The sequence below is a fragment of the Streptomyces sparsus genome (genome assembly GCF_054776295.1).
On sequence record NZ_BAAHCA010000055.1, the window covers coordinates 1 to 13,219 of the forward strand.

The following is a 13,219-nucleotide window of genomic DNA, read 5'->3' on the forward strand; positions in this document are numbered from 1 at the left end:
CCCCGCCCCGGTACGCCGGGAGCGGGGCGGGCTTCGTGTGGGGGCGCGCGGTAGGGCCGGACGCGTGTCGAGCGCGGGAAGGCCCGGCAGGGCATGCGCCCGCGCCACGGTGGCCGCTGCCCGCGTCCGCTCCCTTTTACGTGGACGGCGTGGGCGTTTGCACATTCCGGCCGCCGACGCTTTCAGCCGTCGCGACGTTCGGACGGCGGTACGCGGGCGCGCATCGAGCGGCGAGGGCTCGACCGGATCGCGGTCCAGATTCGACCGGACTGACGTGCTACTGGGGCAGGGTGATGCCGAAGGCGTCTCCGTGGGTGCCGTCGTTCCAGCCGAGGTCGCCTTCTGCGAGGGCGGTGGCGGACTCGAGTTCGCCGGGGCTGACCTTGAGGATGGTGACGGTTCCGGCGGCGTTGCCGGGGGCGCCGATGAGGGGGTCGTCGCGGCCGTCTCCGTCGGTGTCGAGTGAGCCGACGGCCCAGCCGAAGTGGTCGGCCTTCGCGACGACGCCGGGTACGCCGGGTACGTCCTGGTCGACCCAGACGGCGCCGGTTGCGGAGAGACCGCCGGTGGCGTTGCCGAACATGACCAGTGCCGCCCCGGACCCGGTGGCGGTGCCGATGGCTTCGCTGCGCATGCCGATGACGAGGTCGTCCACGCCGTCACCGTCGAAGTCACCGGCGGCCAGGGAGCTGCCGAAGTAGTCCTCGTGTTCGGGACCGCCGGGGATTCCGGGGCTGTCCTGGTCGAAGATCTCGACATCGTTGTGGGAGAGGCCGTCCTTATCGGCGTAGAGGACGGCGATACGGCCGGCGGCACCGTCCTCGCCGACCTTCTTGTCGGAGACGCCGACGGCGACATCGAGGTAGGCGTCATCGTTGAAGTGGCCGAGTGCCAGAGCGCTGCCGGAGAACTCGCCTATGCCGTCGATGTGGGCGGAGTCGATGAATCCGCCGTCCGCAGGACCGTTGTCGTCGAAAGGGCCGTAGAGGGTGTGAATCGAGCCCCGGTCGGAGCTGCCGCTGATCTGCTCGCCCAGGGTGGTGACGACGAGGTCGTCGGTGCCGTCGCCGTTGATGTCGCCGATGACCAACTGCTCGCCGAAGCGGTCGCCCTTCTCGGGGACTCCGGGTACGTGGGGAGTGTCTTGGTCGATCCACAGTGCGGAGCCGGCGGTCAGACCGTCGTCGGAGCCGAAGAGCACTTTGGTCGAGCCCGCGTTGGGATCGCTGTCCACGGCGTCCATGGGCTGGCCGACGGCCAGATCGGAGTAGCCGTCACCGTTGAGGTCGCCTGCGGCCAGGGAGTAGGCGAAGAACTCGTCCTTGACGGCCGAGCCGGGTACGCCGGCCGTGTCCTCGTGGAAGGAGGTGGTTCGTGAGGCGTGGACGCCGTCCGAGCTGCCGTAGTGGATGGTGAGGTAGCCGGCGCCCTCGGTGTCGCCGATCGCCTCGATCGGGCTGCTGACGGCGAGGTCGGCATAGCCGTCGGCGTCGAAGTCGCCGCTCGCGACGACCTGGCCGAAGCTGTCGTCCGCTTCAGCCGCCCCCGGTACGCCGGGGGACTCCTGATCGATCCGGACCGAGTTGTTCGCGGGTCCGGAGCCGGTGCCGTGGGCGACGATGATCGAGCCTGCGTTGGGCTTTCCGTTCACCGTGTTGCCGGGGAGGCCCACGGTCAGGTCGGCGATGCCGTCTCCATTGACGTCGTAGGCAAGGGCCGTGTTGGTTTCGGCCACCAAAGCGGTGGTGACGGTGACCGCTGAGGCAGCTGCCAGCAGTCCGGCGGCGACGAACCACCTGCGGTTGCCCAGCGGTTTCGCCTTCAACTCGGCCATGTCTCCCTTTCGTCGGGCGGCGTTCAGGGTGGGGGACGCAGGCTAACCAGGTCAACGTCTCATCTTGATCACGTGACGACGTGCGGCTGCTCGGTGGTCACCGTGTTCCGCCAAGCAACCAAGCAGGCGCTGAGAGCGCTGAGTTGAGGAGAGGTGGGCGCTCCTTACGGCCTCTCGCCTGGGTGCCTTGAGCAGCAGGGCTGTTATGGAGTCGTTGTCATGATCACCGTGGGGTGAGGAGTCGATGATCTAGCGTGTAGCCCGCTCGGAGTTCGCGGTTGCGTGCCCTTCGTGCGCCCTGCCCAGAAGTACATGTGGCCGGTCACCCCTCGTGCGGGCGACCGGCTTTGTCGTACCGCCGCATGAAGGAGTTCCCGTGCCGAGCCGTGGTCAGCGCACCCTCCTGGGAAGACGCCGCGAACGTTCCTCCTGGACCGGGCTGACTTCGGGGACGCTGCTGTTGGCCCTCGGCGCCGGACTGCTTCCGTCGTCCGCGTTGCCGTCCGTCGCACACGCGGCGCCCAGCGGATCGGCAGAGGCCCCGCAGCAGCGCACCGGCAGCGCCGCCGACCGGGAGCACGCGGTGGACGCCGGGAAAACGGACGCCAACGGGCGCAACACCAAGGCTCCGGACGAGTTGGCCGTGGGGGAGGACGCGCTCCCTCTCGCCGAGTCAGGAGGAGGCTTCGCACCGCTGGAGCCGGACGTCGAGACCGCCACTGTGCGGCAGGAGACAGGTGGCGAGTCGCACGGCGCAAAGGGCTTCGACCAGGAAGCCAGCAAGGAGTTGCCGGGGGCGCGCAGCCGCTCGACGAAGGAGTTCGCCAATCCGGACGGCACCCGCACTACACGCGTCTACCCGGAGCCGGTGCACTACCGGGACGAAGCGGGCGAGTGGAAGGAGATCGACCCCACTCTGGTGCCGGCCGAGGAGGACGCCGCTCCCGCCGCCCGTAGCTTCGGCTCGGCGGAGGCGGGCACCGAGCGTTCGGAGATGACCGCGGACGACAGCGGGCTGACCTTTGCGGGGCGGGGCGACGACCCGCTGCTGGCGCAGATGGAGGTCGGTGACGCCGGGAACCGTGTCGCCTTCGGGCTGGACGACGCCGAGACCGTGCGCGCGGAGTTGGACGGGGACACGGTTCGTTTCCCCGGTATCCGCGAGGACGCCGACCTGACGCTGCGGGCGGAGCACGGGACGATCAAGGAGACGATCGTCCTCAACTCCCCCGATGCGCCGCGCACCTGGACGTTCCCGCTGACGCTCGACGGGCTGAGGCCGGAGCTCGACGAGGACGGGTCGGTGCTGCTCCGGGACGAGGAAGGCGAGGTGCGTGCCGTAGTCCCCACGCCCTGGATGGAGGACTCCTCCACCGACCCGGCTTCCGGCGATCCGGTCATCTCCGACGCGGTGAGCTACTCGCTCGAGGAGCGCGGCGAGGGATGGGCGCTGCGGGTCACCGCAGCCGACGCATGGTTGGACGCCCCTGAACGCGAGTACCCGGTGCTCGTCGACCCGAGCGTGGACGACATCGAGACCTACGGCGACTCGTTCGTCCAGGACGACTTTCCCAACACGAACTTCGGCGGGGACGACGAGCTGAAGGTCGGCAGCTACAACGGCGGCGCCAGCCGCGCCGTCAGCTACCTGCGGTTCGACAATGTCACCAGCCAGCTGAAGAACCGTTACATCCTCAACGCCGACCTCGGCCTGTTGAACCACTGGTCCTCCTCCTGCTCGGCGCACGAAGTGCGAGTGCACCAGGTCAAGGAGGCGTGGCAGGCGGGCAAGGTCACCTGGAAGAACCAGCCATCGGTGGTCTCGTCGCCAGTGGGTGCGGCCTCCTTCGCGCACGGCGAGAACTGCTCGGGGCCGAAGTGGCAGACGATCGACCTCGGCCTCAAGGGCGTCAACCTGGTGCAGGACTGGGTGGACGGCTCGACGGGGAACTACGGTCTGTCCCTGCGCGCGGGCTACACCGACAGCGGGGCGTGGAAGCGGTTCGGCAGCAAGAACTCCGCCAACGAGCCCTACCTCGCGATCACGCACAGCGCCTGGGGTGCTGAATACAGTGTCGGGTCGCAGACGGAGCCGCTGACGGGCCACCAGGGTGGCGAGGTCACCGTCACCGTGAAGAACCTCGGCTCGGCCACCTGGGAGGCACTGGGTTGGAACGAGTTCCGCCTCGGCGCGCGGGTGCGGGAGTTCGACAGCGGCAAGCTCCTGGACGCCGTGGCCTTCACCCGCTTCCACGAGCGCGTGACACCGGGCGACTCGGCGACCGTCGACGCCCGAATACCCGAGCTGCCGCCAGGCAAGTACAAGATCAATTTTGATGTGCAGCGGCTCAATGACCAGAAGTGGATATCCAGCGAGAACGTGCCGGTGGCCACCGTCACGATGACCTCGCAGGACGTCGGCCCGCGCATCACAGACGTCTACCCACAGCCTGGCGGGCAGGTCGGCAGCCTCACGCCGGCCCTGTTCGTGGACGCCGAGACCGTCGATCACTACCCGGCCGGAGCGGAGATCGAGCACTGGTTCGAGGTCTGTGAGGGCACCACCGATGATCCCGTCGACTGCACCGACTCCGGCTGGGTCGACCCGCGCACCTGGACCGTGCCCGCCGACATGCTGGCGTGGGGTGAGAGCTACGTCTGGCGGGTGAAGGCCCGCGAGGCCGATCTCGGGGGGCCGATGAGCCCGTACTACCCCTTCACCACCGCCGTCGAGCAGCCCGCCATCACCTCCCACCTGGGCGGTGCCTCGGCCGACGGCCGGGAGGTGGACCCGCGCACCGGCAACTACACCACCTCCGCCACTGACGCGCAGGTGGCCACCACTGGACCGGCACTCACCGTCACCCGCACCTACAACAGCCGCGACCCGCGCGACGACAACGCCTTCGGGGCCGGGTGGAGCACTCGCTACGACATGCGGATCGAGGCGGACGGCGACGGCACCGGCAACGTCGTCGCCACCTACCCGAGCGGTCGGCAGGTGCGGTTCGGCAAGAACCCGGACGGGAGCTACGCGCCCCCGCACGGGAGCTTCGCCACCCTCACCCGCACCGGCGACGACGGCTGGCGGCTGACCGACAAGAACCAGACCGGCTACCTCTTCGACGAGACCGGGCGGATCACCGAGGTCACCGACTTCCGCGGCCGCACCCAGACCCTGGCCTACGACGGCGACGGGCACCTGACCGACGCCGCCTCCCCCGGCGGGCGCACGCTGTCCTTCACCTGGTCGGACGGGCACGTCGCATCCGTCACCACGGACCGCCCCGACCCGGACAGCGATCCGCTGACCTGGACGTACGACTACGACGGCCACCGCCTCACCGAGGTCTGCGGGCCCGAGGACGCCGCGGGCACCTGTACCCGCTACACCTACGGTGACGGCTCGCACCACCGCACCGTGGTCCGGGACTCCGGTCCGTTCTCCTACTGGCGGCTGAACGAGGAAGCGGGCGCCGAAGAGGCGCGCAGTGACCTGCTGCTGGACGGCGACAACCACGCCGGCACCTACCGCGACGTCGAACTGGGGACCGGAGGCGCGCTTTCGGGCAGCCCCGACACGGCCGCCACGTTCAACGGCACGTCCTCCTACGTGCAACTACCGAACCAGCTCGTCTCCGACACCCCGTACCTCACCGTCGGCCTGTGGTTCCGCACGACCGAGGACGGAGTGCTCTTCAGCTACCAGAACCACACCCTGGAAGAGGAGACCACCGGAAAGCTCACCCCGGCGCTGTACGTCGGCACGGACGGCAAGCTGCGTGGTGAGTTCTGGAACGGTGAGTCGGCACCGATCACCTCCGAGGCCGCCGTCAACGACGGTCAGTGGCACCACGCCGCGCTGAGCGCGGCGGGCAACACCCAGACGCTGTACCTGGACGGCGACCGTGTCGGCACCGCAACGGGAGCCATCACCCAGTACGACCAGCGCTTCGTCTACCTCGGTGCCGGCTACTGGAAGAACTGGCCCGCCACCTCCGGCACGATCGGCCACTTCGACGGTGACATCGACGAGGTCGCCGTCCACACCCGCCCGCTCGGCGCCCGGACGATCGCCGAGCAGCACGCTTCCGGTGCGCAGGACCAGCAGCTCACGAAGGTGACCCTGCCCAGCGGCCGGACCCACTCAGCGGTGGAGTACGACGCCGCCCGCGACCGGGTCGCCGCCTACACCGACGCTGACGGCGGACGCTACGAGCTGTCCGAGCACGTGCTGACCGGCGCCGACGGCAAGCCCGCCACCGACGGCCAGGACGCGGTGCCCGAGGACCCGACCGTCACCGTCACCGTCACCGATCCGGACGAGCGCACCTCCTCCCACAGCTACGACCCCCTCCAGGGCCACCGCCGCGTCGCCCAGAAGGACACCGACGGAAACACCGCCACCTTCACCTACGACACCGGCGGCTTCCTCGCCGCCACCACCGGGCCCGACGGCACCGTCACCCGGCTCGGACACGACGAGCGCGGCAACAAGCTCTCCCAGACGACCTGCCGGGACGCAGGTGAGGACGCGAGCTGCCACACGTCCCACTACGCCTACTTCCTCAACGAGGACGACCCGCTCGACCCCCGCAACGACCAGCTCACCGCCAAGCGCGACGCCCGCTCCGCCGACGCGGAAGACGACACCTACCGCACGTCCTACGGCTACAACACGTTCGGCGACCGCATCTCCACCACGGCCCCGGCCACGCCGGGCTTTCCCGAAGGCCGCACCGAGACGCACACGTTCACCGACGGCACCGAGAGCGCCGTGGGCGGCGGCACCGTCCCTGCCGGGCTGCTGGCGAAGACGATGGACGCACGCGGCGGAGAGACGCTGCGGAAGTACGACGCGGCCGGTGACCTGGTACGTGTCACAGACCCCGCCGGACTCGTCACCGAGTACACCTATGACGCGCTCGGGCGCGAGCTGACCCGTACCGACATCTCCGACGCGCACCCCGACGGTGTCGAGACCACCACCCGCTACGACGGCGCCTCACGCGTGGTGCGCGCCCAGGGACCGGCCACCACCAACGCCGTCACCGGCGACGAGCACCAGGCCGTCACGAACTACACCTACGACGCGGACGGCCTCCTGCGCACCGAGAGCATCTCCGACACAGCGAGTGACGACCCGGCCCGCACCACTGAGCGCCGCTACGACGACCACGGCCGCCTGGCCACGCTCATCGGGCCCGAGCAGGAGGAGGAGCAGTACACCTACGACGTCTACGGTCACCAGACGAGCCGGATCACTTCCGGTGGCGAAACCTTCCGCTACAGCTACACCGCCGGTGGAGACCTGGCCGAAGTCACGTTGAAGGAGTACACCGACGGCGGCGGTGACCCGGCCGACGTCGTCCTCGACTCCTACGCCTACGACCCGGCCGGCCGACTCGCCGAGCACACCGACGCGATGGGCCGCACCACGCGGCACACGTACTACGACGACGGCCTGCTCGCTAAGAAGATCCTGACCGGTTTCCACAACGAGGACGGCTCCACGCGCGACCTGGTCCTCAGCGAGAACCGCTACGACGCCGCCGGACACCTCACCACCGAGACCATCGGCAACGGCGAGACCACCACGACCTACGAGGTCGACGCCGCAGGCCGCACCACCGCCCAGGTCCTCGACCCCCAAGGGCTCGCGCGACGAACCGAGTTCACCCACGACGCCGGCGGATCGGTGGCAAGCGAGACGCGTACGGGGGCCGGTGGTGAGCGGACCGAACGGACCACCTTCGAACGGAACATCGTCGGAAAGGTCATTCGCGAAACCATCGAGAACGGCTCCGAGGACCTGGTCACCACCCGCGAGGTGGACGATCGCGGGCTGGTGCTGGTCGAAACCTCTCCGCGCGGCAACGCCGACGGCGGCGACCCGGCCGCCCACACCACCGAATACCGCTATGACAGCCTCGGGCGACGCACCGAGGTACGCGCCCCCGCGGTGGTCGTGGAGACCCACCAGTCCGAAGCACGCACCGAGCACCCCGTCACCCGCTCGGGCTACAACGCCTTCGGTGAACTGACAGCCTCCACCGACCCGAACGGGCATGTCACCCGGACCACCTACGACGGTGCCGGCCGGGCGGTGCGCACCACGCTGCCGGACTACACCCCGCCCGGTGCCGACGAACCGCTGACCACCACCGTCACCCGCACCTATGACGCGGCGGGCAACATCGCCACCGAGACCGACCCCCTGGGCGGCACCACCGCCTACCGGTACGACCAACTCGGCAACCCCACACGCGTCACCGGGACCGCGCCCCACGAGGGCGCCGACCGGCCCGTCACCCGCTACACCTACGACCTGCTCGGCGAACGGCTGTCCGTCACCGGCCCGACCGGTGCCCGTACCGAGGCCACTTACGACGACCTCGGGCGCCAGATCACGTCCACGGTCATCGAGCGCCATCCCGTCCAGGCCGCCTACACCACCCGCCTCTCCTACGACGACCAGGGAAACCTCACCTCCACCACCGCCCCCGGCGGCGCGGAAACCGCCGTGTCCCACAACGCGGCCGGACAACCCGTCACGGAGACCGACGCTGCCGGTGGAAGCACCAGCTACGCCTACGGACCGACGGGTCTGACCACCGCCGTCACCGACCCCCTCGGCCGCACCACCCGCTCCGTCCACGACCTGGCCGGCCGCACGGTGGAGGTCACCGACCTTGACACAGAGGGTTCGGAACAGCGCACACGTCGTTCCGCTCACGACGCCGAGGGCAATCCGGTCAGTGTGACCAACGCGCTGGGCCACACCGTCACCCAGAACTTCGACGCGCTGAACCGGCTGACCGAACTCACAGAACCCGTTGACGCCGACACCTCGATCACGACCACGTTCGGCTACGACGCAGCAGGCCATCGCACCCGGCTGACCGACGGCCGGGGCAACACGACCTGGACCACCTACACCAGCCACGGCAAGCCAGAGGCGGTCATCGAACCGGCCACCGCCGCCCACGCGGGCGCCGCCGACCGCACCTACACCACCGCCTACGACGCTGCCGGCCGGGCTGTTCGCGAGTCCCAGCCGGGCGGAGTGACCCAGCAGCGCACCTACGACGCCACCGGAAACCTCACCCGTGCCACCGGCTCAGGCGCCGAAGCCGACACCGGTACCGACACCTTCACCTATGACCTGGCCGGCCGGCTGACCTCTGTCAGCGCACCGGGCGGAACCAACAGCTACACCTATGACGACCGCGGCAACCTGCTGAGCAGTGAGGGGCCGTCCGGGAGCGCCACCTTCACCTACGACGCAGACAGCCGCCCCACGGCCCGCACCGACGCAGCCGGCGAGACCACCTTCGGCTACGACACGGCGGGCCGCCTCACCTCGGCCGCCGACCCGCTCACCGGCACCACCCAGGGCTACGGCTACAACGCGGCCTCCCAGCCCACCAGCGTCACCTACGGCACCGGTGGCGCGGCGCGCAGCCTCTCCTACGACGGCCTGGGCCGTCTCTCCGCCGACACCCTCAAGAACCCCGACGGCGACACCACCGCCTCTCTCCGCTACGCCTATGACGCGGGAGACCGCCTCACCGGCAAAACCACGGCCGGCACCGCAGGCGCGGGCGAGCACACCTACACCTACGACCGCGCCGACCGCCTCACCGGCTGGACCGCCCCCGACGGCACCGAGACCCCCTACACCTGGGACGCCGCCGGGAACCGGACCAGCGCGGGCGAGGCCACCGCCACGTACGACGAGCGCAACCGCCTGCTGACCGCCGACGGCTCGACGTACACCTACACCCCGCGCGGAACCCAGAGCTCGGTCACCGACAGCGAAGGTGAGAAGACCACCGCCGCGTTCGACGCGCTGGGCCGGATGGTGACCAGCGACGGCACCGACTACACCTACGACGGCCTGGGCCGTCTCGTCCAACGGGGCGAGGAAACCGTCCTGCGCTACGCGGACCATTCCAACAACGCCGCCCGCACCGGCGACCAACTCGTCACCCGCGACCCGTCCGGTAACCCGCTGGCCACCTCAGCCGCCGACGGCAGCGACGCGACGGCCGTCCTCACCGACGCACACGGCGACATCACCGGAACCTTCACCCCTGACACGGGCAGCCTGGCCGGTTCATCCGCCTACTCGCCCTTCGGTGAGGTCACCGCGAAGAACGGCACCACCGGATCGCTGGGCTACCAGGGCGAGTACACCGACCCGGACACCGGCGAGGTCAACATGCACGCCCGCTGGTACGACCCCGCGGCGGGGGGCTTCACCTCCCGTGACCCCGCGACCCTCAACCCCGCCCCGTCCGTACAAGCCAACCGCTACACCTACGCCAATGGCAGCCCCTTGCTCAACACCGACCCGAGCGGGCACTGGGCTTTCCCCATCATCGGTGCCGGCGTCGGGGTCGGGCTCGGGATCAGTACCGGCGCCATCAACGCGGCCACGTGGATCGGCGTCGGAGCCGCTGCCGCGGGGACCGGTTACAAGCTCTGGGACTGGTTCGGGCCGAGCGGCGGTACAAACTCAGCGAGCGGCAGCAGCAGTTGGCATTCCTCCAACAGCGCCGCCGCAGTCCGCGCCCAAGCGGAGGCGGCCCGAAACGCCGCCATCCGTGCCGCACTCCGCGCCGCCCAGGCCGCCGCCGCAGCGCGAGCCGCCCGGGAGGCCGCGAAGTTCCGCTGGCCCAACACTGGCACACCTGGCTTCGGCGGAGCAGGGGGAGGGGGACTCCGTGGCGGCGGTGGCGGGACCAACGGAGGCAACGGCGGTCTCGGAGGCGGCATCAGCCCCAACCTCGGCCTTCCCCGCCCTCTCGGCCCCCCGCCACCCCCGCCGCCGCCCCCGTGGAAGGAAATCCTCAGAGCCCTGTTGGAGACCTCGATTGCCCGCTCGACCACCGAGGCCGAGACAGACGCGGCACACGAGGAATTCGCCGACGACTCCCACACGCGCTCTCAGCGGGAGCTACGGCCGGACGAGTCCTACGTTCCTGAGGACGCGCTTGAATTCCTGCCGGCACCGCAGAACGCACCGGGGGGAAGGAACGGCGGTCGCATGCGCGACGACAACGCATGCGACGACGGACCAGGCGTCAGCCCCACCGGCCACGCCGTTTACCTCCCTCGCGAGCGCTACTACGATGGATTCAGTCAGAGGCAGGAGTGTCGAGCCACAGGTGTCTACGGCATCCTTGATAAGAGTGATCTGACCACTAAAAAGCATCCGGGCCCAGGAACGAGCACGAACGACTCTACGCGCCCTCCTGGGTATGAAGAAATCAGAGCGCTGGGCGGAGTGCCTCACAATGGGCATCTGATACCAAAGGCAGGAGGCGGATCCGGCACTGACCTGCGAAATCTAGTGCCCGAGTTTGACAGAGTAAACGCCCCGTATATCAGTGGAGGAGTGGAAAAGGAAATCAGAGATTCTCTCCGGGCTGGGCACACAGTGGCCGTGTCAATAACTCCGCACTACAACAGGGGAAACTCAGGGATTCCTGGTTCCATCGAGTACAATTATGGGGTTGTGGAGACTGGAATGTCGAAGCACTGTGTTGTGTACAATGACTCAACGCTACGGCGGACTACCGGATCGCTCGACTGTCCCAGGAGGTAGGGTTACCGGCATGGTGCACGACTACAGTGACTCAATCCGTGAAGTCCTTGGGTCTCCGGATTACCTTTTTGCGAACTTGAATACTTGGGATAATTTTGAGCGCCGGATCGGCTTCATTTTCCCCCCGGATTACAAGTCGTTTGTGGACGCCTATGGGCCGGTGGTCATAAAGGGGCATCTCTATGTGGAGCACCCGGCCGTCGAATTCCGGGGAATGGTTGACAGGTTTGCCCAGATGATTGATGATTTCGAGGAGCAGGAGTGGGTTCCTGAAGAGCATCAGTTCGGCGCGGAGGGCCCGCGCTTCGGAAAGCCCGGCGGGCTCTATCCCCTGTTGAGTACGGATCGCGGAGAGCGTCTCTTCTCGAAAACCGATGCAAATAACGTGCACGACTATCTGGTCGCGTACGACGGTAGTGAAGACGAGTTCTTCGAGTACTATATTCCGTTCAGTGAGTGGCTCTACCGGTATGTCATCGGACAGGACATGATCGGTCCTGACAGTGCCAACAGCTACCCCGGACCAATCAAGCTTGAGCGGGCACCCCTCAAGCTTGGTGGCGAAGAAGCTCTTTGGTACGGGCCGGATCGAGATGCTTGACTAGCCTCATGGGGCCTCTTTCGTCCTGGACATCTTCAGGTGAGGGCGTGTGGCCTGCCTGGACCGGTGTCGATGCGACGGGTGGAGCATCTGGCTCGGCGGAGGTTCTCCAGGTCTTCAGTTGGCGAAGGCGCGTTCACCTTCAGCCCTCAGTCGGGCGTGGTCGCGGTTGATCTGCTGGTAGTGCACGGGTTGTGCGCGCTGGCGGTAGTTCGGGGTGCGGAAGGTGGCGTCGGCGCCGTGTCGGGCGCGATCGGCGAATACGAGTATGTGCCGAGTCAGGATGCCTTGGCGATGCCGTGGGTGCGTCTTGGTATCTCGCCCGGGAGGGCTGAGGAAGCCTCAGTGGCGAAGTCGGCGGTCTGGAAGAGCCCGGCAACGGCGTTGGAGCAGTACCGCGGCACAGGCCGCTTGCTCGTGGAGGGCGTAAGAGTTTTCCTGGACCTTGCTCATGCCGTTCTTGTGGATGCGCCGCGACTCCACGTACATGGAGTCGGCCGCCCGTGCCGTGGCGATCAGATCCTGTTCACGCGGAGGGGCAGCCGGCCGACTACTCGGCCCACGTCCGCGGTCACGCTGCATTGTCGTCCAGCGCTTGGTATCCGTCGATGTGGTCATGTCCGTTCAGGCACGCGGTGCGCGGTGCGTGCGCGGTGCGCTGCCGACGCCGCGCGCTAGGCGGTAGCGGACGGTGCGGTTCGGCGACGTCTCGCGAGCCGCGATCCGGCGGTCGTGTCAGTGGGGGGCGAAGCGCGTGAACAGCGCTACCGCTCGACCAGGACGAGGGGCCGCCTCCCGCGCCGGCCGGGCCGCTTCCCGCGCCATCGCCGGTCGCCGCCCGGGAGCCCCCGGGCGTCCCCCGTTCGTGGCCGGGCGGTGTCGGAGGGACGGCGTACGCTGGAGAACCCCCGGCCGGTTTGCCTGTCGGGCCGTTTTTGTTGTCCAGTTTGTCCAGCCATGCTGCTCGTGCAGCCATTCTGCTTGTCCAGCGCTTTCGCGGAGACGGAAAACCCCCATGAGTCTGACCGGTCTGCTCGACGCCGTCGTACAGGACCCGGCCCTGGCCGAGGCCGTCCGGGCCGCTGCCGACGGCAACCGGCGCCATGTTGATCTTGTCGGTCCGCCGGCCGCCCGTCCCTTCGCGCTGGCCGCGCTGGCCCGGGACGCCGGC

At 68.6% G+C, this 13,219-nt stretch carries 4 protein-coding genes and 1 pseudogene; 3 read left to right on the forward strand and 2 right to left on the reverse strand.

What is annotated here, in order from left to right; all coding sequences use genetic code 11:
* Positions 1–277: 277 nt before the first annotated feature.
* Positions 278–1,834, reverse strand: coding sequence for an FG-GAP repeat protein (locus tag ACYVE9_RS05990; protein ID WP_461026664.1), 1,557 nt, complete (start codon positions 1,832–1,834; stop codon positions 278–280).
* A 376-nt stretch (positions 1,835–2,210) separates the two neighbouring features.
* Between ACYVE9_RS05990 and ACYVE9_RS05995 the strand changes: the two genes are divergently transcribed.
* Together ACYVE9_RS05995 and ACYVE9_RS06000 are read left to right on the forward strand one after the other, a co-directional pair.
* The gene (locus ACYVE9_RS05995; protein ID WP_461026665.1) at positions 2,211–11,447 is read left to right on the forward strand and encodes a DNRLRE domain-containing protein; all 9,237 of its coding nucleotides are present in this window, start codon (positions 2,211–2,213) and stop codon (positions 11,445–11,447) included.
* Between the two features lie 10 nt (positions 11,448–11,457).
* Entirely contained in the window at positions 11,458–12,048 is a 591-nt protein-coding gene (locus ACYVE9_RS06000; protein WP_461026666.1) for a hypothetical protein, read from the forward strand.
* 35 nt (positions 12,049–12,083) lie between these two features.
* Here ACYVE9_RS06000 and ACYVE9_RS06005 read toward each other — a convergent pair.
* Positions 12,084–12,339: pseudogene (locus ACYVE9_RS06005) on the reverse strand (IS5/IS1182 family transposase); the annotation flags it as partial.
* A gap of 574 nt (positions 12,340–12,913) precedes the next feature.
* Between ACYVE9_RS06005 and ACYVE9_RS06010 the strand changes: the two are divergent.
* On the forward strand, positions 12,914–13,219 hold a 306-nt coding region (locus tag ACYVE9_RS06010; RefSeq protein ID WP_461026667.1), incomplete at its 3' end, for a hypothetical protein.

Coding starts and splice junctions, on each gene's coding strand:
- ACYVE9_RS05990 (WP_461026664.1), bottom strand. CDS start 1,834: ATGGCCGAGTTGAAGGCGAAACCGCTGGGCAACCGCAGGTGGTTCGTC.
- ACYVE9_RS06000 (WP_461026666.1), top strand. CDS start 11,458: ATGGTGCACGACTACAGTGACTCAATCCGTGAAGTCCTTGGGTCTCCG.